Origin of the sequence: Saccharomonospora amisosensis (assembly GCF_011761185.1) — a bacterium.
Classification (GTDB): Bacteria; Actinomycetota; Actinomycetes; order Mycobacteriales; family Pseudonocardiaceae; genus Saccharomonospora_A; species Saccharomonospora_A amisosensis.
Genome location: NZ_JAAOYM010000001.1, coordinates 428657 through 454456, shown reverse-complemented (window position 1 = coordinate 454456; position 25800 = coordinate 428657). Strand labels below are relative to the sequence as shown.

Below are 25800 nucleotides of genomic sequence, written 5' to 3'. Positions count from 1 at the left end.
CGGTCATCGTTCCCGGTGTAGAGCGTGCGCGATCCGCCGGATCGCCCAAACGGTGTATGCGGCGTCGTAGATCGAAAGATGGAACGACAACGGGCCGAGCACGACGTGCCGTAGCCCGGCCTCGCGCAGTTCGCGCAGGCGCTGGTACACCTGCTCGGCGGTGCCGACGATGACCCCGGACTCGACTACCTCGGGCGGCACGTCCGCGACCGCGGCGTCGAGCGTAGCTCTGTCGTAGGTCTCGGGCAGGAGATCGACAACGCCACGGAAGTGCGGTCCGAACGGGTGCCTCGCACCCAACTCCTGCCAACGCCGCGCCGGAAACAGCAGCGCCCAGTACCGCAACAGGCTGCTTTCGAGCATCGCGCGGGCACGTTTTCGGGTCGGCGCCACGGCGACAAAGGCGAGCAGCGCGGGCGTGATGTGCCCGGGATCTCGGCCTGCTCCTTCCGCCGCGGCCCGTACGGCTGTCAGCGCCCTGGCGTAGCGCTCCGGCGTACCCAGCACACCCGACTCGGGCAGCCAGCCGTCGCCGTAGCGCCCGGTCAGCTCAAGCATGCGCGGACCATGTGCGGCTACCCAGATCCGCGGTGTCCGGCCGGGCGGGGGTCGCAGGTCCATGACGGCGCGCTCCAGTTTGAAGTGCGATCCGTCGAAGTCGATCGGGCCACGTGAGGTGAAGCACAGCCGGATGATCCGCAACGCCTCTTCCAGCTGATCGACCGGATGGTGCATGTCGAGCCCGTAGGGTTCGATGTTGAGCTTCTCGCCCGCGCCGAGGCCGAGAATCGGAGCACGTTTGGTCAGGTGCGACAAGGTGAGGGCGGCCTGGGCGATCACAACGGGGTGGCGGCGGTACGGCTCGGTGACTCCGACGCCGAGCCGCAACCGCCCTGCCCTGCCCGCGAGGGAACCGAGCAACGTCTGGTAGTCGAACAGCTCGTGCGGACTCCACAGCCGACCCGCCTCCCAGGTGAACCGGCGGTCCCACAGCTTGGTGGGGAAGAACTCCTGAAGGTGGTCCTCCACGAACAGCGAATCCAGCCGTGACAGTCGAGCCATCGCCGTGAGCACCCGCAATCCGGCCACCGGCGGACTGGGCGGCACATACACCCCTGCCTGCAACGCCGTGCTCGTCATCTGGTTCCTCCCGCGTAACGGCAAGGTTCACCAGCCGGTGAAGCGGCCCGCCACGGCCCAAGGTCACCCGCACTCGCCTACTTTCGTCCCTGCTCGGCGAAACCGATGAGTCCTTCGCCTCGGCCGCGTCAGTACCGATGACAGGCCTGGTGAGAGCCGGAGGTGAAAAGGAGTGCCGGTGATGAACGAGCCGCGTGGAGAGCACGTATTCGAGTTCAGTGAGCCAGGCAGCACGGCCGTTGCATGGGCGCGGGTCGAGCGGGTGTTGCGCGAGTCGGAAATGTTCTGGCTGTCCACCGTTCGCCGGGACGGGCGCCCACACGTGGCGCCGTTGCCTGCGATGTGGCTGGACGGCAGGCTGCACTTCTGCACCGGGGCACACGAGCAGAAAGCCCGCAACCTCGAGTCAAACCCGCGCTGCGTGCTCACCACAGGTTCGAACTCCTACCGCGACGGGCTTGACGTGATCGTCGAGGGCACCGCCGAGCAGGTCGGCGACGAGGCAGTCCTCACCCGGCTGGCCGAGCTGTGGCTGGACAAGCTCGGCTGGCCGTTCGAGGTGGTCGGCGGGCAGTTCCGCGACCCAGGAAACGAAGCTCACCGGGCACCCGTGTTCGGCGTGACACCCGCCAAGATGCTGGCGTTCTCCAAGAACCCCTACAGCCAGACCCGCTTCGCGTTCGGCGAGTGAGCGAGCGGTCGCGAGTCTGGTTGAATCGGCGCCGATGTCTATCGATGCGGACTGCCTGCTCGACTGGTTCGACGAAAGCGCTCGGGACCTGCCGTGGCGCGAGGTCGACTGCTCTCCGTGGGGCGTGCTCGTCAGCGAGATCATGCTCCAGCAGACACCCGTGGCCCGAGTGCTGCCGGTGTGGCAGGAGTGGCTGGACCGATGGCCACGGCCGTCGGCCCTCGCCGAGGAAAGCCAGGGCGAGGTGCTGCGAGCGTGGGGCAGGCTTGGTTACCCGAGGCGCGCGCTACGACTGCACACCGCGGCGAGCGTGATCGCGCGAGAGCACGGCGACGAGGTCCCCGACGATGTCGACACCCTGCTCGCGCTGCCGGGCATCGGGGCCTACACAGCGCGCGCTGTCGCGGCCTTCGCCTACGGCAGGCGCGCACCGGTGGTGGACACCAACGTGCGCAGGGTCGTGGCAAGGGCCGTGCACGGCGCGGGTGACTCCGGACCCGCATCAACCAGCCGAGACCTCGCCGACGTGGAGGCCCTGCTGCCCGCCGACGAGCCAACGGCGGCACGGTTCTCCGCCGCCCTGATGGAACTGGGCGCACTGATCTGCGTGGCCCGCTCGCCCCGGTGCACGGGTTGCCCGCTGGTGTCCGACTGTGCGTGGCAGCGCGCGGGCAGGCCCGAGTACACCGGTCCGGCCAAGCCCGTGCAGCAGTACGGCGGCACCGACCGGCACGTTCGCGGTCTGCTGCTCGACGTGCTCAGGAACACCACCGAGCCGGTGGAGAAGTCCCGACTGGACGTCGTCTGGTCGAAACCGGGTCAGCGAGACCGCTGCCTGGACTCGCTGCTCGTGGACGGGCTGGTCGAGCAAACGCCGGACGGGAGGTTCGGCCTCCCCGGAGAGCACTGAAACCGGGCGCTCGCGCTCACCGATCAGCGGTCGAGCACCTCGGAGAGGAACGCTTCGACGGCGCCTCGGAACTCCTGTGGCGCGTCGTCGTGCACGACGTGGCCCGCCCCCTCGATCACGATGTGCCTGCCGCCCCCGGGCGCCAACTCGGCAAGCCGTGCCTGCTGACCAGGTGGCATGGCAGTGTCGCCTGCCTCGACCACGAGCAGCGGGCACTTCACTCCTGCCACGTATGACCAGTACTCGCGACGCCCCCACTCGCCTGCGATCCGGTAGAGGTCCTCAAGGTCCGCCAGCAGGTGGTAGCCGTCGGCTTCCTCCCGCACGCACTCGATGAAGTAGTCGCCCGTGCTGCCGAAGAAGTCTCGAACGTGTGCCAGTGACCGGAACGGCACCGGCCACGAGTCGAAGTAGGCACGCCAGGCGTCCACCGTTCGGCCGCGCTGATCTGGCGCCATGTCCTCGACGACGACCCCGCGCACCAGGTGCGGGTAACTGGCGGCCAGCACCCACGCGTGCAGTCCACCCATCGAGTGCCCCAGCACCACCGCGGGGCCATCGCCAAGATCGGTGATCAAGTCAGCTACGTCGTCGACGAACTCCTCGGTGCGCCAGGTCCCACGACGGCGTGACCGCCCGTGGCCACGGGCGTCCAGACCGACCACGTGCCCGTAGTCGGTGAGCCACCGCGAAACCCGCCACCAGGTGGTGGCCCTGCCCATCAGCCCGTGCAACAGCACGATCGGCGTACCCTCGCCGCCGAAGTCAACGACGTCCTCACGTGCTCGCATCTAGGCTTCCCGTTCATGCCCTACCGCCGCGTGCGGGCCGCTGTGCTCTGCGGTCTGCTCAGCACCCTAGCCGCCTGCACAGCGCCGGAATCGGCCGCTCCCGGCCAGTCGGGAGGTGGAGCCGAGGCAGGATCGGCGGGGATCGGAGACCCCTACTACCCCAACGCGGGAAACGGCGGCTACGACGCCACCGGCTACCAGGTGTCCGTCCGCTACGACCCCAGCAGTGGAAGGCTGCGGGGCGACACCACGGTGACAGCCGAGGCGACTTACGACCTGGACCGGTTCAACCTCGATCTGCGCGGCTTCACGGTGTCGTCGGTGGAGGTCGACGGCGAGGCGGCACGCTTCTCCCGTGAGGACGGCTTCGAACTCGTCGTCACGCCTGCCCGACCGCTGCGAAAGGGTTCGACGTTCAGCACGAGGGTGCGCTACTCAGGAACGCCCCAGGGCTCGCAGGACGCCCAACTCGGCGGCGACGGTTGGCAACGAAGCCCCAGCGGCGGGGCTTTCGTGCTCGGGGAACCGCAGTCGGCCTCCTACTGGTACCCGGTTAACGAGCACCCGCGCGACAAGGCGACCTTCGAACTGCGGGCGAGCGTGCCGAAGGGCTGGTCGGCGGTCTCCATCGGCCGTCGCGGCGAGGAGTCGACGACCGACGGCTGGACCACGACGACCTGGAAGGAACCGGACCCGGTGGCCAGCTACCTGACCACCGTCGTCATCGACCGGTTCAGTTTCCAGCGCGGTGAGCTGAAGGACGGAACCCCGGTGTTGAACGCGTTCGCGCCCGGCTCCGATGCCATGCGGGACGAGGCGGCACGCGTGGCGGAGATCGTGGAGTTCCTCGCGGGCCGCTTCGGGGAGTACCCGGCCACCACGGCGGGCGGGATCTACCTAGGCAAGGACATCGGCTACTCGCTGGAAACCCAGGGCAAACCGACCTACACCCGTTCCGCCGACCTGGGCACCGTGGTGCACGAGATCGCGCACCAGTGGTACGGCAACTCGGTTTCCGTGCGGTCCTGGGCCGATATCTGCCTCAACGAGTGCTTCGCCAGCTACTCGCAATGGTTGTGGGCCGAGCACAAGGAAGGTGACGACCTCGACGCGCGCTACCGCAGGGCGGTGGAACAACTGCGCGACAACGCCGCGTTCTGGGCCCCTCGGCTGTACGACATGGGTGCGGGACACGAGTTCGAAGGGGTCTACGACAAGGGCATCCTCGCGGTACACGCGCTTCGGCAACGGATCGGCGACAAGGCATTCGACCGGGTGTTGCGGGAGTGGCCCGCGATGCACCGCGACGGCAATGCGAGCTGGCCGCAGTTCGAGGAGTACGTACAGCGCAGCACCGGGCAGGATCTGCGCGGCTTCTTCGACGCCTGGTTTCGAAGCACCGAACGCCCACCGCGGCCCTACCTCTACCCCTCCTGACCGCGAGTCCCCCGCTCCTGCCCGCGAGTCCCCCGCTCCCGTCGTCCCGCAGAGCACCCGGCACCCTCCGGCCGAGGGCCTAGGCTTGCCCCATGGCTGTTGTGAAGATCAATGCGATTGAAGTGCCCGAGGGCGCGGGCCCCGAGCTGGAGAAGCGGTTCGCCGCGCGGCTGCACGCGGTGGACTCCCAGCCCGGGTTCCTCGGCTTCGAACTGCTGCGACCCGTCTCCGGAGAGAACCGGTACTTCGTCTACACGAAGTGGGAGACCGAGGAACACTTCCAGGCGTGGGCACAGGGACCTGCGCGGGAAGCGCACTCCGGTGAACGCGCGAAACCGGTGGTCAGCGGGGCGAGCCTGCTGGAGTTCGAGGTCGTGCAAAGCTCTGAGCCCGCTGCTGAGTGAAAGCGGAGCTCGACCGGGCCGCGGAGCTGATCTCCTCGGCTAGCGCGTTACTGGTCTGCGCGGGCGCTGGAATGGGAGTGGACTCCGGTCTGCCGGACTTTCGTGGCGACGAGGGATTCTGGCGTGCCTACCCGCCCTACGCCCGGCTGGGGTTGAGTTTCGTGGAACTGGCCGATCCCGAACACTTCACCACCGACCCCGAGCTGGCCTGGGGTTTCTACGGCCACCGGCTCTCGCTGTACCGGGAGACCACCCCGCACGAAGGGTTCCAGCTGCTGCGGGAGTGGGGTGAGGCCAAGCGCGGCGGGGTGCACGTGTTCACCTCGTGGACGGCCAGTTCCAGCGCGCCGGGTTCACCGGGGTGACCGAGGTGCACGGCTCGGCCCACCACCTGCAGTGCCTTGCCTGCTGCGGCGACGACATCTGGCCTGCCGACGGTATCGACCTGGACGTCGATCCGGAAACGATGCGGGCACGACCACCGCTGCCGTCTTGTCCGCACTGCGGTGCGCCTGCCCGACCGAACATCCTGATGTTCGGCGATATGGGCTGGATACCGCACCGCACCCAACGGCAGCTCGAAACGCTGCGGGCATGGCGGCGTGCCAACACCGATGTCACGGTGGTGGAGCTGGGTGCGGGGTTGGCGGTGCCGACCGTGCGGCGGCAGGCCGAGCTGGCGAGCGCGGCCAACGGTGCGCTGGTCCGGATCAACCCGCGCGAACCCGAAGTGCGGCATGGCCGGGGCGTTTCCGTGCCGTGCGGGGCACTGGAGGCACTGCGCGCCATCGCCTCGCGACTCGCGGACTGACAACCCGGAACGCGAGAAGGCGCCCCCACGGCGAACTGCCGTGGGGGCGCCTTCGTTTCACGTTCGGTTACTCGTTCTCGGACTCGCCGTCCTCGCTACCGGCGGCGGCGATGCTCACCGGTGGCGCGTCGGGCACGTCCAGCGGCTTGGCCTCACCGCGGAACACGAACTTGGCCTTGTCGTCGCGCTCGTCGCCGACCTCCCAACCGTCGACGTCCACGATGATGATCTGGCCGGGCTGCACCTCGCCGAACAGGATCTTCTCGGACAGCTGGTCCTCGATCTCCCGCTGGATGGTCCGGCGCAGCGGGCGGGCGCCGAGCACCGGGTCGAAGCCGCGCTTTGCGAGCAGCGCCTTCGCCTTGTCGGTGAGCTCCAGCTCCATGCCCTTGCCCTTGAGCTGCTCCTCGACCCTCGTGACCATCAGGTCCACCATCTCGATGATCTGGTCCTGCGTGAGCTGGTGGAACACGATGATGTCATCGATCCGGTTGAGGAACTCCGGCCGGAAGTGCTTCTTCATCTCCTCGTTGACCTTCTGCTTCATCTTCTCGTAACGCGATCCCTCGTCGGAACCGGAAGAGAAGCCGAGGCTGACGGACTTGGAGATGTCCTGTGTGCCCAGGTTCGAGGTGAAGATCAGCACCGTGTTCTTGAAGTCGACAGTGCGGCCCTGACCGTCGGTAAGCCTGCCGTCCTCGAGCACCTGCAGGAGGGTGTTGTAGATCTCCTGGTGTGCCTTCTCGATCTCGTCGAAGAGCACGACGGAGAACGGCTTGCGACGGACCTTCTCGGTGAGCTGGCCGCCCTCCTCGTAGCCGACGTAGCCCGGAGGGGCACCGAACAGCCGCGAGGCGGTGTAGCGGTCGTGGAACTCACCCATGTCGATCTGGATGAGCGCGTCGTCCTCACCGAACAGGAAGTTGGCCAGCGCCTTGGACAGCTCGGTCTTACCCACACCTGACGGGCCTGCGAAGATGAACGAACCGGAAGGGCGCTTCGGGTCCTTCAGGCCGGCCCTGGTGCGGCGGATGGCCTGCGAAACGGCCTTGACCGCGTCCTCCTGGCCGATGATCCGCTTGTGCAGCTCGGTCTCCATGCGGAGCAGACGCGTGGTCTCCTCCTCGGTGAGCTTGAACACGGGGATACCGGTCCAGTTGGCGAGGACCTCGGCGATCTGCTCGTCGTCAACCTCCGCGACGACGTCCAGGTCACCGTCCTTCCACTGCTTCTCCCGCTCGGACTTCTGGCCCAGCAGCGTCTTCTCCTCGTCCCGCAGGCGTGCTGCCCGCTCGAAGTCCTGCGCGTCTATGGCGGACTCCTTCTCCCTGCGCACGTCGGCGATCTTCTCGTCGAACTCGCGCAGGTCCGGCGGAGCTGTCATGCGCCGGATACGCATGCGGGCGCCCGCCTCGTCGATCAGGTCGATCGCCTTGTCCGGCAGGAACCGGTCGTTGATGTAGCGGTCGGCCAGCGTTGCGGCGGCCACGAGCGCGGAGTCGGTGATCGACACCCTGTGGTGTGCCTCGTAGCGGTCGCGCAGACCCTTCAGGATCTCGATCGTGTGCTCCAGCGACGGCTCACCGACCTGGATCGGCTGGAACCGGCGCTCCAGCGCGGCGTCCTTCTCGATGTACTTGCGGTACTCCTCGAGCGTGGTGGCGCCGATGGTCTGCAGCTCTCCACGCGCGAGCATCGGCTTGAGGATGCTCGCGGCGTCGATCGCGCCCTCGGCGGCACCCGCGCCGACGAGCGTGTGAAGCTCGTCGATGAACAGGATGATGTCGCCTCGGGTCTTGATCTCCTTGAGGACCTTCTTCAACCGCTCCTCGAAGTCACCGCGGTAGCGGGAGCCCGCCACCAGCGATCCGAGGTCGAGCGTGTAGAGCTGCTTGTCCTTCAGGGTCTCGGGAACCTCGCCCTTGACGATGTTCTGCGCGAGGCCCTCGACGACGGCGGTCTTTCCGACGCCGGGTTCCCCGATGAGCACGGGGTTGTTCTTGGTGCGGCGGGACAGCACCTGCATGACCCGCTCGATCTCCTTGCTGCGGCCGATGACCGGGTCCAGCTTGCCCTCGCGCGCCGACGCGGTGAGGTTGCGACCGAACTGGTCAAGTACCAGCGAGGAGGACGGGGTGCCCTCGCCACGGCCCGTGCCCGCCTCGGCGGGCTCCTTGCCCTGGTAGCCGGACAGGAGTTGCAGCACCTGCTGGCGAACGCGGTTGAGGTCGGCGCCCAGCTTGACGAGGACCTGCGCCGCGACGCCTTCGCCCTCGCGGATCAGGCCGAGCAGGATGTGCTCGGTGCCGATGTAGTTGTGGCCGAGCTGCAGCGCCTCGCGCAGAGACAGCTCGAGCACCTTCTTGGCACGCGGCGTGAAGGGGATGTGCCCGCTGGGGGCCTGCTGCCCCTGGCCGATGATCTCCTCGACCTGCTGGCGGACGCCCTCAAGCGCGATACCCAACGACTCCAGCGCCTTGGCGGCGACACCCTCACCCTCGTGGATCAGACCCAGGAGGATGTGCTCGGTGCCGATGTAGTTGTGGTTGAGCATCCTGGCCTCTTCCTGGGCCAGGACAACCACCCGCCTCGCGCGGTCGGTGAACCTTTCGAACATTCCCACTCCCTCGACTGCTGCGCCGGCGGCCCGATCTCAGCCCTGAATTCGCTAGGTGAGCTCGGCACCGTGAGACCACTGTAGTAGCCAAGCGCACGTGTCGGTTTACCACTGGGGCGGATTCCGTACCGCCTGATCAGCTCTGGCACGCGGTTTCGGGCAGACACACAGTCGACTTATTGCTGGCTGTTGACCCTATGCACAACGCGTGACGGGGTCCGGGGATTCCTGCCGATCTCGTTGTCCGCTCCTCGCGAACACACTTTCCCTGGCCATCCCCGGATCTGGGGCCCCGGTGGCTTACCACCGCCTCGCCGGTAAGGTAAGGCACGCCTAATTGAGGACACCCGGATGGAGCAGTGAGGGCGCACGTGTGAGTATCGGCGGGCCGTTTCGTGATGCTCGACACATTCAGGATGATCTCGACGGGCTGGTGGGGTCGCTCGACCGCGTGGCCGCGCGGCCGACTCGCATCGAGGTTCGGGCGGACGCCACCGGCGACGGTTGGCGGCGTTGCTCCGACCTACTTGCCGACCCCGGCGGTTTCAGCAGGTGGCGCGACGCTCTCGCCGACTGGCTGCGGGCGCGGTACCGAATCGCCGGCCCCGCGCCCGGCCGCACCACCGCCTGCTACGTCACGGCGTGGTACCTGCGCGCGCCCGCCTACGTCGCCGCTTTGCTACTGCATCAGGAACGCAGGGTCCCATCGCTGCGACCGGAAGCGCTGGCGTTGCGCACCGCGCCGCATGGCAGACCGGAACTGACCGGCGTCGCGGTGCTCGACGATTCGTTCTACTGCCTGCCGCTCGATCCCGGCGCGGGCAGGCCGGAGGCCACTGTCGTGGCCGACGAAAGGCAGCTCGCCTCGGTACTGCGGGCGCGGTACATCGCGCACGCCGCCAGGTTCGTCCACGCCTTCGGCAGGGTCAGCCCGCTTGGCACCCACACGCTGTGGGCAGCGGCTACGGACGCGCTGGACACCTGCCTGTGGTGGGCGGGAGCGGACAGCGGCGACGAGGGGGCGGGTGTTGCCGAGGCAGCGCTCGTGCTCCAGTCGCGGTTTCCTCCGCTGACCTCACCCTCCACCCTGCGCTCCAGCGGAGGCACACCGGACAGAAGCTGGACACGCCGCCGGGAAAGCTGCTGTTTCACCTACCTGCTGCCCGGACGCGGCGAGTGCGAAGGGTGTCCCCGCCTGCGACCGAAACCACACGCCGGCTAGGGCCGCCACGCCGGGTCCCTGCCGGAAAGCGCGACAACCCGGTCCAGCACCGACGCGTCGTCGCCGAGCGGCACCTCGGGACCGAATGCCTTGAATTGCCTGCCCTGCTCGCCGATCTCGCGCATGACCTGCTCGGCCGCCACGGCCACGTCGGACTCGTAGCGCGCGGGCAAGCCGGTAGCCGCCGCGAGGTCCCAGCCGTGGACCACGAACTCGCACAGCGCCATCCTGCCGACCATCGCGGCGGGCAGCTCACCACCCGCGATGCTCGTACTGCCCTGCCATGCAGCGGGGTCGCGCAGCGCGTCGGCGAGTTCGAGGGCCTGCGCGGCGAGCCGATCTGCCCAGTCGCCGACGACCAACTCCGCCGCTCGCTCGCCGTCGCCCAATGGCGCCGGAGTGTCCTTGCTAACCGCGGCGAGCAGCCTCGGCATCCAGAACAGCAAATGGTTGCACAGGCCGCGGACGTCGTACTCATCGCACGGTGTCGCGGCCTGGAGCTTGTCGGCAGGTACGGCACGCACGATCTGGCCGAACTCACGCGCGGCACAGCTGATGGGTTCCTTCAGTTCGGTCATGCCCGAAGTGAACACCACCTGCCTTCGATCGTCTTGAACAAACGCGTCAGTGACCCCCATTAGCCTTCCTGCCGTGGAACGGATACCGCAGGGCATCCTCGGTCAGCGCGCGTCGGCCGGGCTGCTTCAGCTCAGTCGGCACGAACCGGCTGAGCGGTTGCGGCCGTTCGTGCAGTAGTACTGGATCGTCCGGTGGGATCTGCGCGACCGCCCGCCACACGAGCAGCGGGTGTTGCCGAATCTGAGCGTGCACGTGGTGTTCAGCCGCGACGCCCCCGGCGTATGGCCCCCGAGTCGCGGGGTCTTTTCCAACGTTCTCCATGGCAAGGACCAGGTCCTGGGTGTACGGATGCGGCCCGGCTGTTGCGGCGCGGTGCTCGGTAGATCAGTGAATGAACTCGGCGGCGAGCGAAGGTCGTTGGGTGAGGTGTTCGGCGCGGGTGCCGGCGAGACGCAGGAAGCGATCCTGCGCGCGGACTCCACCCGGGAAATGGTCGCCTCGGCCGACCGGTTCCTGCGGGCGAGCGCGCCAAGGCCAACGCCTGCCGAACAACGAGTGGCCGCCGCAGTGGAACGCGTAGCGGGAGACCCGACGATCATCAGCGTCCGACAACTGAGTGCCGCAACCGGAATGCCGACTCGCACCCTGCAGCGACTGTTCGTCGAACACGTCGGAGTCGGCCCGAAGTGGGCTATCAGGGTTTACCGGATCAACGAGGCCGCCAAACGAGCAGGCGGCGAATCGCGGCCGGACTGGGCGACGATCGCGGCCGAACTGGGCTACAGCGATCAAGCCCATTTCACACGGGACTTCACCGCCGCCGTGGGCATCTCCCCCGCCACTTATCGTCGCATGGAGTCGCAACGCGCTGAAATATGAGACGAAGGTGGCCTCCCGGCGCGCGATCCGGGAGGCCACCGAGCACGTTCGCTCAGTTCCGCTTGTGGTATGCCTCGACCACTTCCGACGGGATACGGCCTCGGTCGGAAACCTCGTAACCGTTCTTGCGTGCCCACGCGCGAATCGCCTGGTTCTGCTCGCGGTCAACCGCCGCCGAGCGTCCGGGCGCCTTCACAGCCGAACGGGTGCCTGCCCGCTTGCGACCACCGGCCCTGCGGGCGTGCTCGACATACTGAGCGAGAGCATCACGCAATTCTTCGGCATTTTCCGCTGACAGGTCGATCTCGTAGCTGACGCCGTCCAGCCCGAACTCCACCGTCTCCTCGGCCTCCGAACCGTCCAGATCATCCACGAGGGAGACGAGGACCTTCTGCGCCATCTGATTCCTCCTGTTAAGCCAACATTAGATCACGTGGTGCCCATGCCCAGACGAAAAGACCCGACTGGGAACCTTAATACCCGCTTGGGCGCATAAACGCAAATCACCTTCTGTTGATTGCGGCGCGCCGTGGCCGCTATTTGCGTTCGTACCAGGCGAAGCCGGATCGTTTCCCGGATACCGGAACCGCCGAGTGCCATCGGTAACCGGTTGACTCCTATTCGAGTACCTCCGCTTGGCGGTAATACCCGACCCGGCACGAAGGAATCATCGGCCTGCCGCAACGCCCCGGCAGGGCGCCGGGTTCGACCACTAGGGGCCGCACGGTTCGCACGGTACGAATGTATCGCACAGGGTCTGTTCGACGATCCCTGCCCGGTTGCCGCCCTGCGTCTTTGGTGAGCAAGCGTCGACAGGCCGACAATAATCTCCGGGTGGAGAACTCGGGCGAATGCGAAGATTCGCGAACACGCCGCTTATCGCACGGCCGATCGCACCCGGCGACGGGTGTGCTAACCCGAAGCCGGTGAAGGCGGGACCGACACGACTGTGCATCATGCATTCCTGTGCTTTCACCGCGGAAGAGTGGCCACGGTGAGGTGCCGCTGACGCACGGACGGGCGAGAACCGGTTGGCCGACCAGGTCGTAGCCCGCAGAATCTCCGCATGAACGATGTGCCGCGAGATCCCGCCGAACACGTCCGCGCCCTTCGCGCGGCATCGTTCGGCGCGCGGGCACGCGCCTACGCCGAACACCGGCCCGATTACCCGACCGAAGCGGTGGAGTGGGGGCTCGAACCGGCGGGGATGGTGAAACGGCTGCTCGATCTCGCGGCGGGAACCGGGAAACTCGCCGCGACACTGCGGGCATTCGGCGCGGTCACCGCCGTCGAGCCCGACCTCGACATGCTCACGCAGTTGCGCGAGTCACTGCCCGATGTCGCCGCGCTGAAAGGAACCGCGGAAGAAATCCCACTACGAAACGGATCGATGGACGCGGTCTGCATCGGGCAGGCGTTCCACTGGTTCGACGGCGAGGCCGCGCTCGAGGACATCGCGCGAGTCCTTCGCCCTGGCGGTGTCGTGCTGCTGCTGTGGAACGACGACGACGAGGTCTACCCGTGGGTCGCGGAGTTCGCCGCGCTCATGAAGTCCGGCGGCGGCAGAGCCTACCCCCACCGGCTGCCCTCACACGAAGCGTTCTGCCCGTTTCAGCGCGACCGGTTTCCGCACGTGCAACGTCGCACCGCGCACAGCATGGTAGAGACGCTCGCGACTCACTCACACGTACTGATCTCCTCCGAGCGCGAACGCGCGGCACTACTGCGGCGGGCAAGGCAGATCCTGGCGTCGCGACCACAAACAGCGCGGGGCGAGTTCGACAGGCCGATGGTGACTACCGCGCTGCGGGCCGTCCGCCGGTGATGTTGCGCTCATAGGCCAGCCGCAGGCCGAGCAGCGTCAACTCCGGCACGTGCTCGGTGATCGTTTCCGACTCGTTGAGCACAAGCGGGGCGAGTCCGCCCGTCGCGATCACCTCTACCCGTTCGCCAGGAGTGGACACCAGTTCCTTGATGATCCGCCGCACCAGGCCGTCGACCTGTCCCGCGAATCCGTACAGGATTCCTGATTGCAGGCACTCGACCGTGTTCTTACCGATCACCGATCTTGGCGCCACCAACTCGACCTTGCGCAGCGCTGCGGCGCGTGACGCCAAGGCGTCCACGGAAATGTCGATGCCGGGCGCGAAGGCGCCGCCGAGGAACTCGCCCTTCGCCGAGATGGCATCAACATTGGTGGAGGTGCCGAAGTCCACGACCACACAGGCGGTGTTGTGCAGGTGGTGTGCGGCGAGGGTGTTGACAAGCCGGTCACCCCCTACCTCCTTGGGGTTGTCCACCAGCAGCGGGACTCCCGTGCGCACCCCAGGTTCCACGACGACCTTCGGCACGTTCGGGTAGTACCGGGAGAGCATCGTCCGCAGCTCGCGGAGCACCGCGGGCACCGTGGACAGCGCACAGATCCCGGTGACCTTGTCGGCGTAACGGCCGAGCAGCCCACGCATCGTCAGGGAAAGCTCGTCGGCAGTCATCCGCGCGTCGGTGCGCATCCGCCAGTCCCGCACCAACTCGGCGTTCTCCCCGCGCCCGGAGTGGAGGCCGAGCACGATGTTGGTGTTACCGACATCGACGGTGAGCAGCACTAGCCCTCCGCGTGCAGCAGCGCGTCGAGCCGCGCGGCGTCGACCGTCTCAGCGACCGGGAAGGCCCGCGACTCGCCGTGCTGCTGACCGACCGGCAACGCGCCGCTCACGAGACCAGAGCCCGCCGGCACGTCCGCGGGATCCTCACCGGCTTCGACGACGCGGTTGTCCGCGTCGACGAACACCACCCGGGGGCGGAAAGCGGCCGCCTCGGCGGAGTCCATGTGCCCGTACGCGATCAGGATGACGATGTCGCCGGGATGTACCAGGTGCGCCGCCGCACCATTGATCCCGATGACACCGCTGTCCCGTTCGCCCGTGATGACGTAGGTCTCCAACCGCGCGCCGTTGGTGACGTCGACGATGGTGACCTGCTCGCCCGGGAGCAGGTCCGCCGCCTCCATGAGCCGCTCGTCGACCGTGACCGAACCGACGTAGTGCAGGTCCGCCTGCGTCACCGTTGCCCGGTGGATCTTGGACTTCAACATCGTGCGGTACATCGTGGACTCTCCTCTACACCCCTGCGTCCTCGCCGGCCCGCTCGCGCGGCTGCTCGGCAGCCGAACCCAACGAAACACCGACGTTGTCGATCAGGCGGGTTGTCCCCACCCTCGCGGCCACCAGCAGCCGCGCCTCGCCGTCGACGGGCGCGGGACCGAGATCGGTACCACGCAACTCCAGGTAGTCGACAGCCACCTCGGGGCACGCGGCGAGCGTGCGCCGTGCCTCACGCAGCACCGCCTCAGCTCCCCGCTGCCCGGCATGCGCGCCCGCGGTGAGCGCGGCGGAAAGGGCCACCGCCTGCTCACGCTCCGAGGGGCGCAAGTAAACGTTGCGTGACGAGAGTGCGAGACCGTCCGGCTCCCGCACTGTGGGCACCCCCAGCACCCTGGTCTCCATGTTCAGGTCGCGCACCATTCGCCGGATGAGCACCAACTGCTGGTAGTCCTTCTCCCCGAAGAAGGCGTAGTGCGGGCGGACGATGTTGAACAACTTCGCCACCACTGTCAGCACCCCGGCGAAGTGCCCCGGCCGGTGTTGCCCCTCCAGTTCGGTGCCGAGTACACCGGGCTGCACGGTCACCGCGGCCTCGGGCTCGTAGAGGTCGGCTTCGCTCGGGGTGAACGCGATCTCCACCCCCGCGTCGGCCAGCACCTCGAGGTCGCGTTCGAGCGGCCGCGGGTAGGCCTCGAAGTCCTCGCCCGCGCCGAACTGCAGCGGGTTGACGAAGATCGATGCGGCCACGACGGTGTTCGGCAGCCGCTTCGCGCGGCGAAGCAACTCGCGGTGACCAGCATGCAACGCGCCCATCGTGGGTACGAGCGCCACGTTGCGGCCGACCGCGCGCAGCGCCGCGGTGACCTGCCTGACCTCGCCGGGCTTGCGGTAGGTGTTCAACTCGCCCCGGCTGAACCTGGGTGTACTCACTCAAGCATCACGTCCGTCGTCGAGCAGGTTGGTGATCTCGGCTGCCTCGACACCGCCGAGCAGGCCCGCATCGCGCGCCCGCATGACCGTCCTGCGTGCCAGGACCGTGTAGGCGGGCAGCAGCTCCGGGGCGCGTCGCGCGAGGACACCGAGGTGGGTGGTCACCGTGCCAGTGTCGCCGCGTGCCACCGGGCCGGTGAGTGCACGGTCGCCCTGCCGCAGCACGTTGTCCAGCGCGGCGGACAGTAGCGGAGCGAGTAGCCGCTCCGGGGTCCGCACTCCCCCGGAGCGCAGCAGTTGCACGCAGTCCGCGACCAGTGTGACGAGATGGTTGGCACCGTGCGCGAGTGCGGCGTGGTAGAGCGGGCGCGTCTGCTCGGGTATTCGGACGGGTTCCGCACCCATCTCCACGGTCAGCGCCTCACCGACGTTCCAGGCGGCCTCGTCAGCCTCCGTTGCCGTGACGCCGACGCTGCAGGCGGACATCCGCTCCAGGTCCTCGGGGCGGCCGGTGAACGTCATCACGGGATGCAGTGCTAGCGGGAGCGCACCCGCCTCGACCGCGGGTGTCAGCACACCGACGCCGTGAGCGCCGGAGGTGTGCACGACAATCTGCCCGGCGCGGAAAGCCCCGGTCGCCGCGAGCCCGTTCACCATCGGGCCGAGCGCGTCGTCGGGAAGGGCGAGCAGCACGAGATCGGCCTGCCTCGCCACCTCGTCGGGCGCCAGCAGGGGCACTCCGGGCAACAACCGCTCGGCTCGCCGCACCGACGCGTCCGAGACGCCGGACGCCGCCACCACCGTGTGCCCGGCACGGGCCAGCGCGGCACCCAGCACGCTGCCGACCCTGCCTGCCGATACCACGCCTACCGCGAGTCGGGCAGGGCGTGTCATCGCGTGCCCCACTGGACGCTCATGCTCAACGACTCCCAAGCTCGTTCCAGTCCCACTCTGCGGACGCGGGTACCAGACGACGCGCGCGAGACTAGCCCGTGAACTCTCAGCGACGGCGCGTAGGTGACCAGCTTCACCCGCACTTCACCCGGTCCGGTCATCACCGAGCCGCCAGCCGTACCGCTTCAGCCCTGGCCTGCATGACGACGTCGACGAGGTCGTCATGGCGACCGCTCGTACCGCCCTCCTCGGTCGACCACCGGCGCTGGAACGCCAGCTCTGTGACACTCGCCTGGTAGGCGGCCACAGCCCTGGCTGCGTGCCTGCCCGACTCCTTGCGCGCCTGCCCGCGCCAGCGCCTTCTGCCGCGCAGACTGGCCAGCAACGGCACCTCCGAGCGCGCGATCCAGCCGTTGGCCGCCAGCTGAGGCAAGGCCGCGGCGATGATCCGCTGTTCGCGTCGACGCTGCCACAGCACAAGCAGCAACACCGCGATGAAGATCGGCACCATGATCAGAAAATAGACGTCGAGGAACGTCGCGGCGCCGCCCAGGGTTGCGGCCGCGTTCCACAGCGCGTGCAGGAACACCGCACACAGGTAGGCCCCCAGCGGAACCAGCACCTTCAGCGAGCGACGGCCTGCCCTGACGACGAGGCCGACGCCGATACCCGTCAGCACCGTGAACAGCGGGTGCGCGAACGGGGAGAGCACACCGCGCAGCAGGAACGCCGCGAGCACACCCGCGCTCGCCCCGTCGCCGAAGCCGTACTCGGCGAACGCTCGCCCGAAGTAGTAGATGTTCTCGGTGAAGGCGAACCCGGCCGCGCTGATACCGGCGTACACGATGCCGTCCACCAGGCCGTCGAACTCCTGCGAACGACGCAGCAGGATCGCGAATACCGGCACCGCCTTGACCGCCTCCTCGACCAGCGGTGCGGAAACGAGTGCGCTCACCTTGCCGCCACTGCCCGTACCCAGCAGCAGGTCACCCACCGCTTCAGCGGTGTCGTTGATCAGCAGGGCGGTGAGTGTCGCCACGAACGCGCCCCAGGCGAAGGTGAGCAGCAACAGCTTGGCAGGCTCCGGCTCCCACCTGTCGATCCACAGGAAGGCCGCCACCACCAGGGTGACAGGAAGGGTCGAGGCCACGACACCGATGGCCACCGCCACCACGCCGACCCTGACGGTGGCCAGCGTGAGCACGAGCAGGCCACACAACGCCACCCCCACGAGACCCGCGATCGGCAACAACACGGCCAACCGGCGCGGCGGATGCCTACGCAACCGATGTCGCGGTCGCCCGGTGGTCTCTGCCTTCACGCGGGCACCCTAACGAGGGCCACCGCAAGCGTTCCCACCGAGCCCGTGAGCCGATTCGCCGGTTCAGTCTGCGCGGCGCCTGCGGCGCGGCCTTGACACGTTCGCACCGTGGGCGGCCAGCAACTCGCTCACCGAGCGGCCTTCGGCATGCGACCCGGACGACTCGTCGGTCTCCGCGGCGTAGTCGCCCGCGGTGTCCCCGGCAGCCCTGCGACCTTCCGGTCCGCCCCGGGAGCCGGAGGTTTCGCCGAAGGCCTCCCACGGGGGCGGCTCGTCGTCGGACCGGTATCGCCTGCCGCCGGACACGGCGGGGACCTCGACGTCGTCGGGCTCGGCCCTGCGCCTGCGACCGCCCGGCCTGCTTCGCACCTCCCGGATTTCGGGGGGCAACGTCGGATTCGGCTGCGGCGGCGTCGGTTCGGTGACGCGGGTCTGTGGTTCGGCTGCCGGTTCGCGCCTCGTGGTCCTGGCCGCACGCTCGGCCTCCATCGGAGGCCGCGTGGTTCTCGTGGGCGCGGAATCCAGGTCGAGCCCGCCGGTGAACTCGGTGGGTTGTTCGGGAGGGGACTGCCGTTTCGTCGGGCGCTGCGGCCGCGCGGCCGAGGAAGGATTGGCCTCCTGCTTGTCCGCCGCGGACCTCGCGGGGTCGGCAGGTGGCCCGCTGCGTGCAGGGGCGTGCTGGGCCGGTCGCGTGGGAGGGGTTGGCGGCGGGTGAGCCGCCTTCGTAGCCGCGCCTTGCACACCGCGCGACTCGGCGGAGGCCGATTCGGTTCGGGATCGCTCCGCTCGCGCGGCGGGCCGATTCACCGGCTGCTGCCGAGGCCTCGACATCTCGGCTCTCGCCCTGGCCGCCGCTTCACGCGCACCCGGCAGGCCGCCGCGGTCGACGGGCTGCACCCTGCGCGTGGCGGGTTCGACCGGCCGCTGGGAGGGTCTGCTCTGCTCGGCCGGCCGCGAAGGGCGCGGAACGAATCTGGTCCTCGGCTGCTCCGGCTGCTGCTCCGGCTCGGCCTCGACATGGTCGAAGGCAGATTGGTCGAAGGCAGATTGGTCGAAGGCAGATTGGTCGAAGGCGGAGTGTTCGGCCTGCTGTGATGACTGTGCTTCGAACTCTCGGACGGCAGCGATCAGTTCGGTGGGTCGCTCCGCGAGTTCGGCCAGCTTCTTGCCTGCCGTGATCTGCGCCGGTCTGCCGCCGTTGGAGTCGCCCGCGGTGACCACCCTCGGCTCCTCCGTCAGCGACCGCATCCTGGTCGACTGCGCGGTGAGCGCGACCCGCTCCCACAGCACCTCACCGCCGAACAGCGCCTGCAGGCTCTCACGCAGAGCGGTGACTTCCGAGCGCAGGGCCTGTAGCTCCTCCTGCGTCTCGTCCTCAACCCGTTCCCTGGTCTGCGCCTCGACATCCAGCTCGAACTCTCGGCGAGCTGCGATCTCGCGTTCGAGCTCCAGCTCGTAGATCTCCTGCGCCTTCGCCGCCGCCTGCTCGGTGGTCGCCGCCTGCTTGCGGTATCTCGCCGCCACGAACCCGCCTATCAGGGCGGCCCACAGCGCGGCGATGATCCCGAGGCGTAGCCAGCGCAGATCCTCGGTGAACACCATGGCTACCGTGGCTGCGATGGCGAGGAGCACGCCGGCAGCGAACAGCGGCCGACCCGACGCGCGGCCGCGCGAGTCCTCACCCACGCCACTCATGCCCAACACCGTACCTTCTGGTTATCCAGCCGAGACCTTATCGGTACTTCGAACGGTGGATTCCAGTCGCTAACCGGTTTTCTTCTGATCGTGGTCCCGATCACGCGGCTCCGGCGCGCGGCAACAGTACTCCAGCCACAGCGCCGCGGCGATCAGAGCGGCAGCGCACGCCACCCCGATGATCGCTGCTGGAAGATCTTCCGACGCGGCCGTGAGCCGCTCCGCGCGTGGCAGGAGGAACGCCAGCGCGCCGAGCCAGACCCCGAGCATCAACGCACCCAGCAATGACGACGCCTTCGCGAGCGCCACAGCACGCGCGATCCAGACGCCCGTCACCACCCGACGGGAACGGATGCGCCCCCTGATCACGAAGGCCAACCCGGTCTCGACCACGGCGAGCACCAACAAAGTGGTGCCCGCGGGCGGAGGCAGACTCGGCAGCGTGTCGTACGCGGCCTGGAAGAGCAGCAGCGCCAGTCCGAAGCCGAGCAAGGTGGCGAAGACCAACTCACGTGGCCGCGTGAAGTGCATGGCTACACCGTAGGCGAGGTCACGACCACGGCGAGGTGCGACGGTTGACTCTCCACCCGCTGGAGAGTCGAGCATGGAGCCGGTGAGGGGAGAACCAGCCGTGTTCACGATCGGAGAACTGTCACGCAGGACCGGATTGTCGGTCAAGACCATCCGCTACTACTCCGACGAGGGCTTGCTGCCCCCCACCGACCGCACGAGCGCGGGCTACCGGCTGTACGACACCACCTCGCTGGCGAGGCTGGAACTGGTGCGCACACTGCGCGAGTTGGGGGTCGGCCTCGCCGACGTGCGACGCGTGCTCGCCCGCACTCAGGACGTCAGCACCGTGGCGGCCAAGCACCTGGAGGTGCTCGAAGAGCAGCTGCGCGTGCTGCGGCTGCGCAGGGCGGTGCTTCGTGCGGTCGTCAAACGAGGTGGCGAACTGAACGAGGTGAAACTGATGAACAAGCTGGCTTCGATGTCCGATGAGGAGCGCAGGCGACTCGTCGACGAGTTCTGGGACGAGGTGAGCGAGGGGCTCGATGTCGACTCGGAGTTCTACGACAGGATGCGGTCGGCCAAACCGGAACTGCCTGACGACCCGACCCCGCGACAACTCGAAGCGTGGATCGAGTTCGCGGAACTGGTCCGTGATCCCGAGTTCCGAGGCCTTACCCGGAGGATGAGCGAGCGGCAGGCCGAGCGCGGGCAGGTGGCGACCACCGACACCGCCGCACGCGCTCAGCAGGAGCACTGGTGCGAGTGGAGCGATCGCGCGCAGGCGGCTGTCGACCAGGGGCTGGCTGCGGACTCGCCGACCGGCCGGGAACTCGCCGACGAGATCGCGGCACGTTCGGCGGCCGAAGGTGTCGCCGACACCCCGAGGTTCCGTGCCGAACTCGCCGGCCGAATCGCCGAAGGGGCAGATCCACGCGCCGAGCGGTACTGGCAACTACTCGCGATCATCAACGACTGGCCTGCCGTCCCGAGCCGCAACGAGGCCGCACGGTGGATCGTTGCCGCGCTCCGCGCGACGGCGGACTGAGCCACCGAACTCGGCAACGGCTTCGGATCAGCGGGTTATGGCCACAGCCGAAGGTCGCGGCGTGGGGTGACGGCTTCCCGGTCGGCCTCGGGGAGCGCGGCAAGCAGGTCGGCGGCGCGGCCGTGTCCCGGCACCCGCGCCGCCGGGTCGATCTCCAGCCACGGGATGAGCACGGTCGCCCGCTCGGCGGTGCCGGGATGCGGCAGCAGCAGTTCGGGGTCGTCGCTACGAACCCCGTCCACGGTGACCACGTCGACATCGAGCGTGCGCGGGCCCCAGCGCCGTTGCCGTACCCGGCCGGCCCTGCGCTCCAGTTCCTGACCGGCACGCAGCCACGCCCAGTGATCGGCTTCGGGGTCGTCGACGATGCAGACCGCGTTGAGGAAGTCCGGCTGGTCCGGCACGCCCCACGGACGCGTCTGGTACACGCTGGAAACCGCGACGATTCGGTCGGCGAGCCCTTCGACGGCGAGCCGCAGGTACGCCAGTCGGTCGCCAAGGTTCGAACCGAGCGACAACACGGCCCTGCTCACCGCTGCCGCCGCACCGTGACGGCGACGTCGGCGAAAGTCAGCGGGATCGGCGCGGACGGCTTGTGCACCGTGACCTCCACCGCGTGCAGTCGCACGTCGCGTAGCACTTCGTCCGCGATCCGACCGGCGACGCTCTCGATCAGGTCGTACGGCTGCCCTGCGACGATGTCGGCGGCGAGCCGGGCGAGTTCCGAGTAGTTGACGGTGTCAGTCAGGTCGTCGGAGGCCGCGGCGGGGCGAAGATCGAGCCATGCGGTGACGTCCACCAGGAACTCTTGCCCGTCACGCTTCTCGCGTTCGAGTACGCCGTGCCTGCCGAACACCCGCAACCCGGTCAACGTGATGCGGTCGCCCGCCCCCGACACGTCGGCCACCTCAGACACCACCGCGCAGCCACGCCGCCGCGACCTTCACCGCGTCGAGCGAGGCTCCGACATCGTGGACGCGCACCCCCCACGCACCGGCGCTCGCGGCGAGCGCGGAGACGGCTGCCGTGGCGACCTCCCTGCCCGCGGGCGGGCGTGGTTGGCCGTCGGAGTCGGCGAGCAGCCTGCCGAGAAAGCGCTTGCGTGAGGCACCAACAAGCACGGGGAAGCCGAGGTCGAGGACGGCATCGAGGCGGTGCAGCAGCGCCCAGTCGTGCTCGGCCTCCTTGGCGAAGCCGAGGCCGGGATCGAGCACGATGGCGCTCTCGGCGACCCCCGCGGCCAGCGCGGCATCCACCCTGGCACGCAGCTCGTCGCAGACCTCCTTGACGACGTCGTCGTAGCGCGCGAGCGCGTTCATGTCCTTGCTGTGGCCACGCCAGTGCATCAACACGAACGGTGCTCCGGCTTCGGCGGCGACCCGCGCCATGTCCGGGTCGGCGAGGCCACCGGAGACGTCGTTGACGATCCGCGCGCCCGCATCGAGGGCGGCAGCGGCCACGGCCGCTCGCGTGGTGTCCACCGACAGCAGCAGCCCGTCGGCGGCAAGCGCGCGAATGACAGGAATCACCCGCGCACTTTCGGTCTCGGCGTCGACGCGCAGCGCCCCAGGCCGGGTTGACTCCCCTCCGACGTCGATGATGTCCGCGCCGCGCCGCCACATGGCGTGCGCGTGCGCGAGGGCATCCTCCCTGCTGAGGTAGCGGCCACCGTCGGAGAAGGAATCGGGGGTGACGTTGAGCACCCCCATCACGACAGACCTGCCGGGCGAGGGCAGCGGGGACTCGGGCGGGTTCACCGCCGACCCTTGATGAGGTCCAGCGCCTCGGCCCGGGAGGACGCCGAGCTCTGCAACAGACCGCGCACGGCGGAGGTCGTGGTCCGCGCACCTGGCTTACGGATACCCCGCATCGCCATACACAGGTGTTCCGCCTCGATGACCACGATGACACCCCGTGGCCGCAACTTGCGGTAGAGCGCGTCGGCGACCTGCGAGGTCAACCGTTCCTGTACCTGCGGGCGCTTGGCATACAGGTCGACCAGCCGCGCAAGCTTGGAAAGGCCGGTGACCTTGCCCTGCCCGTTGGGGATGTAGCCGACGTGCGCCACACCGTGAAACGGCGTCAGGTGGTGCTCGCACATGCTGAACATCGGGATGTCGGTGACGAGTACCAACTCCTCATGGCTCTCGTCGAAGGTGCGGTCGAGCACGTGATCCGGCTCGCTGTAGAGCCCGGCGAACATCTCCCGGTAGGCACGCGCCACCCTGGCCGGGGTTTCGCGCAGGCCGTCGCGGTCGGGGTCCTCGCCGCACGCCAGCAACAGTTCACGTACGGCGTGCTCGGCACGTGCTTGGTCGAACACGCGCCCTTCCACCCGAGGCAACTCGGCGTCGACGTCCAGAGAACCATGACCGTTGCCTGACACGTCACTGCCTTTCCCGGTCACTAACGATGCTGACCGTCCTGCTCATCGCCTCCACGCTCGTGACCACTCTGCTCTTGCCGGGGCGGGTCGTACCGCCACGGCTGGCCAGCGCGGTCCGGCTTGGTGGCGGGTGTCCATCCGGGCGGGGCGCCGTAGTTGGGCGGGCCGGCGTTTCGACCCTGCCGGCCACCACCGTAAGGCTGTGGCCTCGAGTCGGCGCCTCCGCCCCCGGAACCACCGCCGTGGCCGCGGGCTCCGTGACCCTGGCCGCCGTTGGTCCGGCGGGCGCCGTTGGGATAGTCACCAGAGGGTGGAGCGTACGGGTTGTACGACGACGGGTTCGCGGGCGGCTCGGGCATACCCTGCTGTGCTCCGCCCGGGACTTCGTGCCCGCCGTACGGACCGCCGACCGGCGCGGGCTCCGGCCGCGGTTCCGGTTCGGGTTCGGTTTCGGGTTCTGGAGGCCACGGCTCCCCACGCTCCATCGCGAGTTCACGCGGCGTCTTGATCGGCGGTTTGTCCGAGGGCAACCGCTCGCCGAACTCGTTGAACGCGGTGATCCTGGGACGCTTCTCCACCGTCGCGAAGATGCGCTCAAGGTCCCTGCGCTGCAGGGTCTCCTTCTCCAGCACCTCCATCACCAGGTCGTCGAGCACGTCGCGGTAGGTGTTGAGCACCTCCCACGCCTCGGTGTGCGCCGTCTCGATGAGCTTGCGCACCTCCTCGTCGATCTCGTGCGCGACCTCGAGCGAGTAGTCCGGCTGCCTGCCCGCCGACCGGCCGAGGAAGGGGTCGCCCTGATCCTGGCCGTACTTGACGGCGCCGAGCCTCGGGCTCATGCCGTACTCGGTGACCATCGCCTTCGCGATCTTCGTAGCCTGCTCGATGTCGGAGGAGGCACCGGTTGTCGGCTCGTGGAAGACGAGCTCTTCCGCCGTGCGGCCGCCCATCGCGAACACCAGCCTCGCGATCATCTCCGACCGGGTCATCAGCTGCTTGTCGTCCTCGGGAACGACCAGTGCGTGCCCTCCCGTGCGGCCACGGGGCAGAATCGTCAGCTTGTACACCGGTTCGATGTCCGGCATGGCCCACGCGGCGAGCGCGTGCCCGCCCTCGTGGTAGGCGGTGATCTTGCGCTCCTTCTCGGAGATGATCCGGCTCTTGCGCGCCGGGCCACCGATCACCCTGTCCACGGACTCCTCGAGCGCCGCGTCGGAGATGACCGTGCCGTGCTGTCTCGCGGTGAGCAACGCGGCCTCGTTGATGACGTTGGCCAGGTCGGCGCCCGACATGCCCACCGTGCGCTTCGCGAGCGCGTCGAGGTCGGCTCCCTCGGCCAGCGGCTTGCCCTTGGCGTGCACCTCCAGGATCGCCCTGCGACCACGCAGGTCAGGCGCGGAAACCGGGATCTGCCGGTCGAACCGGCCGGGGCGCAGCAACGCCGGGTCGAGGATGTCGGGGCGGTTGGTGGCGGCGATCAGGATGATGCCGCCGCGCGAGTCGAAGCCGTCCATCTCGACGAGCAACTGGTTCAGCGTCTGCTCCCGCTCGTCGTGGCCGCCGCCGAGGCCCGCGCCACGCTGCCTGCCCACCGCGTCGATCTCGTCGACGAAGATGATGCAGGGCGCGTTCTGCTTGGCCTGCTCGAACAGGTCACGCACCCGGGAGGCACCGACACCGACGAACATCTCGACGAAGTCGGAGCCGGAGATGGTGTAGAACGGCACCCCGGCCTCGCCTGCCACCGCACGCGCGAGCAGGGTCTTACCGGTACCCGGCGGGCCGTAGAGCAGCACACCCTTCGGGATCTTCGCGCCGAGCGCCTGGTAGCGACCCGGACTCTGCAGGAAGTCCTTGATCTCGTGCAGTTCCTCGACGGCCTCGTCGGCACCAGCCACGTCGCTGAAGGTGGTCTTCGGCATGTCCTTGTTCAGCTGCTTGGCCTTGGACTTGCCGAAGTTGAGGACCCGGTTACCGCCACCCTGCGCGTTGTTCATCATCCACATGAGCAACAGCAGCAGGATGCCCAGCGGGATCATGTAGATCAGCAACTGGGTGATGAAGGAGTCCTGGGTGACCGTGGTGTCGAACCGGACGTTCTGCTCGTCACCACCCGCGTTGATGAGCGAGTTGTACAGCTGGTCGGAAGCGCCTGCGGGGAACTTCGTTATGACTTGCGTGACCTGCTGACCGTCGACCTCGATCGGGTTGGCCAGGTGCAGCTTGAGCTGCTGTTCCTTGTCCTCGAGGTTCGCCTCGGTGATGTTGCCGCCGCGAATCTGTTCGACGGCCTGCGACGTGGGCACGTGCGTGTAACCCCTGTCGCTGTCGAACATCATGCTGAACAGGAAATAGAGCAGCAGAACCGCGACTATCCACAGCAGTGGGTTCTTGAGCAGGCGCTTGCGGTCCATTAGATCCGGCCGTTGCGGCC

Annotated in this window: 25 protein-coding genes and 1 pseudogene; 9 read left to right on the top strand and 17 right to left on the bottom strand. The window is 68.3% G+C overall.

Translation table 11 applies throughout. The annotated features are described in order from the left end of the window. Positions 1-3: 3 nt before the first annotated feature. Positions 4-1140: an LLM class flavin-dependent oxidoreductase gene (locus FHU38_RS02260; RefSeq protein ID WP_167166013.1), complete on the bottom strand. Its 1137-nt coding sequence runs from the start codon at positions 1138-1140 to the stop codon at positions 4-6. Positions 1141-1321: 181 nt separating this feature from the next. Between FHU38_RS02260 and FHU38_RS02255 the strand changes: the two genes are divergently transcribed. Both FHU38_RS02255 and FHU38_RS02250 read left to right on the top strand, forming a co-directional pair. Next, on the top strand, positions 1322-1831 hold the full coding sequence (locus FHU38_RS02255) for a pyridoxamine 5'-phosphate oxidase family protein (RefSeq protein ID WP_167166011.1): 510 nt from the start codon (positions 1322-1324) through the stop codon (positions 1829-1831). Between the two features lie 34 nt (positions 1832-1865). Continuing rightward, entirely contained in the window at positions 1866-2741 is an 876-nt protein-coding gene (locus FHU38_RS02250; protein ID WP_167166008.1) for an A/G-specific adenine glycosylase, read from the top strand. Positions 2742-2764: 23 nt separating this feature from the next. On the opposite strand, the gene FHU38_RS02245 is transcribed toward FHU38_RS02250, so the two are convergent. Then, complete coding sequence (locus FHU38_RS02245; protein WP_167166006.1) at positions 2765-3532, bottom strand: alpha/beta fold hydrolase; 768 nt, start codon at positions 3530-3532, stop codon at positions 2765-2767. Between the two features lie 15 nt (positions 3533-3547). Here FHU38_RS02245 and FHU38_RS02240 point away from each other — a divergent pair, with 15 nt between their 5' ends. The 3 genes and pseudogenes from FHU38_RS02240 (at position 3548) to FHU38_RS02230 (ending at position 6184) form a co-directional block, all read left to right on the top strand. Further along, entirely contained in the window at positions 3548-4969 is a 1422-nt protein-coding gene (locus FHU38_RS02240; protein WP_167166004.1) for a M1 family metallopeptidase, read from the top strand. 92 nt (positions 4970-5061) lie between these two features. Then, positions 5062-5373, top strand: coding sequence for an antibiotic biosynthesis monooxygenase family protein (locus FHU38_RS02235; RefSeq protein WP_167166002.1), 312 nt, complete (start codon positions 5062-5064; stop codon positions 5371-5373). Next, positions 5370-6184: pseudogene (locus FHU38_RS02230) on the top strand (SIR2 family NAD-dependent protein deacylase). The gene FHU38_RS02235 and the pseudogene FHU38_RS02230 overlap by 4 nt, the downstream one beginning before the upstream one ends. Before the next feature lie 67 nt (positions 6185-6251). On the opposite strand, the gene FHU38_RS02225 reads toward FHU38_RS02230, so the two are convergent. Further along, positions 6252-8801: an ATP-dependent Clp protease ATP-binding subunit gene (locus FHU38_RS02225; RefSeq protein WP_167166000.1), complete on the bottom strand. Its 2550-nt coding sequence runs from the start codon at positions 8799-8801 to the stop codon at positions 6252-6254. Between the two features lie 373 nt (positions 8802-9174). On the opposite strand from FHU38_RS02225, the gene FHU38_RS02220 reads away from it, so the two are divergent. Continuing rightward, positions 9175-10023, top strand: coding sequence for a (2Fe-2S)-binding protein (locus tag FHU38_RS02220; protein ID WP_313886642.1), 849 nt, complete (start codon positions 9175-9177; stop codon positions 10021-10023). Here the strand turns inward: FHU38_RS02220 and FHU38_RS02215 are convergent. Then, positions 10020-10601 (bottom strand): TIGR03086 family metal-binding protein, encoded by a 582-nt coding sequence (locus tag FHU38_RS02215; protein WP_167165998.1) that lies wholly within the window; start codon positions 10599-10601, stop codon positions 10020-10022. The two genes, FHU38_RS02220 and FHU38_RS02215, sit on opposite strands and share 4 nt — an antisense overlap. Positions 10602-10785: 184 nt before the next feature. On the opposite strand from FHU38_RS02215, the gene FHU38_RS02210 reads away from it, so the two are divergent. Beyond that, positions 10786-11481, top strand: coding sequence for a helix-turn-helix domain-containing protein (locus FHU38_RS02210; RefSeq protein ID WP_313886868.1), 696 nt, complete (start codon positions 10786-10788; stop codon positions 11479-11481). Positions 11482-11533: 52 nt separating this feature from the next. Here the strand turns inward: FHU38_RS02210 and FHU38_RS02205 are convergent, their stop codons facing one another. After that, the gene (locus FHU38_RS02205) at positions 11534-11881 is read right to left on the bottom strand and encodes a histone-like nucleoid-structuring protein Lsr2 (RefSeq protein ID WP_009156519.1); all 348 of its coding nucleotides are present in this window, start codon (positions 11879-11881) and stop codon (positions 11534-11536) included. Positions 11882-12547: 666 nt separating this feature from the next. Between FHU38_RS02205 and FHU38_RS02200 the strand changes: the two genes are divergently transcribed. Next, entirely contained in the window at positions 12548-13306 is a 759-nt protein-coding gene (locus FHU38_RS02200; RefSeq protein ID WP_167165996.1) for a class I SAM-dependent methyltransferase, read from the top strand. On the opposite strand, the gene FHU38_RS02195 is transcribed toward FHU38_RS02200, so the two are convergent. The 7 genes from FHU38_RS02195 to FHU38_RS02165 form a co-directional block, all read right to left on the bottom strand. Beyond that, positions 13278-14084, bottom strand: a complete 807-nt coding sequence (locus FHU38_RS02195; RefSeq protein ID WP_167165994.1) for a type III pantothenate kinase — start codon at positions 14082-14084, stop codon at positions 13278-13280. The genes FHU38_RS02200 and FHU38_RS02195 overlap by 29 nt on opposite strands. Beyond that, entirely contained in the window at positions 14084-14584 is a 501-nt protein-coding gene (gene panD, locus FHU38_RS02190; RefSeq protein ID WP_167165992.1) for an aspartate 1-decarboxylase, read from the bottom strand. The genes FHU38_RS02195 and panD overlap by 1 nt, the downstream gene beginning before the upstream one ends. 13 nt (positions 14585-14597) lie before the next feature. Continuing rightward, positions 14598-15512, bottom strand: a complete 915-nt coding sequence (gene panC / locus FHU38_RS02185; RefSeq protein ID WP_167165990.1) for a pantoate--beta-alanine ligase — start codon at positions 15510-15512, stop codon at positions 14598-14600. Next, complete coding sequence (locus tag FHU38_RS02180) at positions 15513-16406, bottom strand: Rossmann-like and DUF2520 domain-containing protein (protein ID WP_208415524.1); 894 nt, start codon at positions 16404-16406, stop codon at positions 15513-15515. It abuts the gene before it with no gap. 160 nt (positions 16407-16566) lie between these two features. Then, a complete protein-coding gene (locus tag FHU38_RS02175) occupies positions 16567-17661 on the bottom strand; it encodes a PrsW family intramembrane metalloprotease (RefSeq protein ID WP_313886867.1) in 1095 nt (364 codons plus the stop codon). Positions 17662-17790: 129 nt separating this feature from the next. Beyond that, positions 17791-19422 carry a DUF6779 domain-containing protein gene (locus tag FHU38_RS02170; RefSeq protein ID WP_167165984.1) on the bottom strand — a complete coding sequence of 544 codons (1632 nt, stop codon included), beginning with the start codon at positions 19420-19422 and terminating at the stop codon, positions 17791-17793. Between the two features lie 69 nt (positions 19423-19491). Further along, on the bottom strand, positions 19492-19953 hold the full coding sequence (locus FHU38_RS02165; RefSeq protein WP_167165982.1) for a DUF3180 domain-containing protein: 462 nt from the start codon (positions 19951-19953) through the stop codon (positions 19492-19494). A 73-nt stretch (positions 19954-20026) separates the two neighbouring features. Here FHU38_RS02165 and FHU38_RS02160 point away from each other — a divergent pair, with 73 nt between their 5' ends. After that, positions 20027-20980 (top strand): MerR family transcriptional regulator, encoded by a 954-nt coding sequence (locus tag FHU38_RS02160; RefSeq protein WP_167165980.1) that lies wholly within the window; start codon positions 20027-20029, stop codon positions 20978-20980. 35 nt (positions 20981-21015) lie between these two features. Here the strand turns inward: FHU38_RS02160 and folK are convergent, their stop codons facing one another. Genes folK through ftsH form a run of 5 tightly spaced genes read right to left on the bottom strand, consistent with a single transcriptional unit; the run spans position 21016 to position 25780 of the window. After that, positions 21016-21513 (bottom strand): 2-amino-4-hydroxy-6-hydroxymethyldihydropteridine diphosphokinase, encoded by a 498-nt coding sequence (gene folK, locus FHU38_RS02155; RefSeq protein ID WP_167165978.1) that lies wholly within the window; start codon positions 21511-21513, stop codon positions 21016-21018. Beyond that, on the bottom strand, positions 21510-21887 hold the full coding sequence (gene folB / locus FHU38_RS02150; protein WP_313886641.1) for a dihydroneopterin aldolase: 378 nt from the start codon (positions 21885-21887) through the stop codon (positions 21510-21512). The genes folK and folB overlap by 4 nt, the downstream gene beginning before the upstream one ends. Position 21888: 1 nt before the next feature. Further along, positions 21889-22689 carry a dihydropteroate synthase gene (gene folP, locus FHU38_RS02145; protein WP_167175377.1) on the bottom strand — a complete coding sequence of 267 codons (801 nt, stop codon included), beginning with the start codon at positions 22687-22689 and terminating at the stop codon, positions 21889-21891. A gap of 44 nt (positions 22690-22733) precedes the next feature. Continuing rightward, complete coding sequence (gene folE, locus FHU38_RS02140) at positions 22734-23342, bottom strand: GTP cyclohydrolase I FolE (protein ID WP_208415861.1); 609 nt, start codon at positions 23340-23342, stop codon at positions 22734-22736. Between the two features lie 44 nt (positions 23343-23386). Beyond that, a complete protein-coding gene (gene ftsH, locus FHU38_RS02135) occupies positions 23387-25780 on the bottom strand; it encodes an ATP-dependent zinc metalloprotease FtsH (protein ID WP_167165973.1) in 2394 nt (797 codons plus the stop codon). Positions 25781-25800: the final 20 nt, after the last annotated feature.

Bases quoted from the DNA above. Each gene is read 5' to 3' on its own strand.
- FHU38_RS02205 (WP_009156519.1), bottom strand. From the start codon at position 11,881: ATGGCGCAGAAGGTCCTCGTCTCCCTCGTGGATGATCTGGACGGTTCG.
- FHU38_RS02225 (WP_167166000.1), bottom strand. From the start codon at position 8,801: ATGTTCGAAAGGTTCACCGACCGCGCGAGGCGGGTGGTTGTCCTGGCC.
- FHU38_RS02200 (WP_167165996.1), top strand. From the start codon at position 12,548: ATGAACGATGTGCCGCGAGATCCCGCCGAACACGTCCGCGCCCTTCGC.
- FHU38_RS02235 (WP_167166002.1), top strand. From the start codon at position 5,062: ATGGCTGTTGTGAAGATCAATGCGATTGAAGTGCCCGAGGGCGCGGGC.
- FHU38_RS02250 (WP_167166008.1), top strand. From the start codon at position 1,866: ATGTCTATCGATGCGGACTGCCTGCTCGACTGGTTCGACGAAAGCGCT.
- ftsH (WP_167165973.1), bottom strand. From the start codon at position 25,780: ATGGACCGCAAGCGCCTGCTCAAGAACCCACTGCTGTGGATAGTCGCG.
- FHU38_RS02165 (WP_167165982.1), bottom strand. From the start codon at position 19,953: ATGCACTTCACGCGGCCACGTGAGTTGGTCTTCGCCACCTTGCTCGGC.
- folP (WP_167175377.1), bottom strand. From the start codon at position 22,689: ATGGGGGTGCTCAACGTCACCCCCGATTCCTTCTCCGACGGTGGCCGC.
- FHU38_RS02240 (WP_167166004.1), top strand. From the start codon at position 3,548: ATGCCCTACCGCCGCGTGCGGGCCGCTGTGCTCTGCGGTCTGCTCAGC.
- FHU38_RS02180 (WP_208415524.1), bottom strand. From the start codon at position 16,406: ATGACACGCCCTGCCCGACTCGCGGTAGGCGTGGTATCGGCAGGCAGG.
- FHU38_RS02170 (WP_167165984.1), bottom strand. From the start codon at position 19,422: ATGAGTGGCGTGGGTGAGGACTCGCGCGGCCGCGCGTCGGGTCGGCCG.
- panD (WP_167165992.1), bottom strand. From the start codon at position 14,584: ATGTACCGCACGATGTTGAAGTCCAAGATCCACCGGGCAACGGTGACG.
- FHU38_RS02255 (WP_167166011.1), top strand. From the start codon at position 1,322: ATGAACGAGCCGCGTGGAGAGCACGTATTCGAGTTCAGTGAGCCAGGC.
- FHU38_RS02160 (WP_167165980.1), top strand. From the start codon at position 20,027: ATGGAGCCGGTGAGGGGAGAACCAGCCGTGTTCACGATCGGAGAACTG.
- FHU38_RS02260 (WP_167166013.1), bottom strand. From the start codon at position 1,140: ATGACGAGCACGGCGTTGCAGGCAGGGGTGTATGTGCCGCCCAGTCCG.
- FHU38_RS02215 (WP_167165998.1), bottom strand. From the start codon at position 10,601: ATGACCGAACTGAAGGAACCCATCAGCTGTGCCGCGCGTGAGTTCGGC.
- FHU38_RS02245 (WP_167166006.1), bottom strand. From the start codon at position 3,532: ATGCGAGCACGTGAGGACGTCGTTGACTTCGGCGGCGAGGGTACGCCG.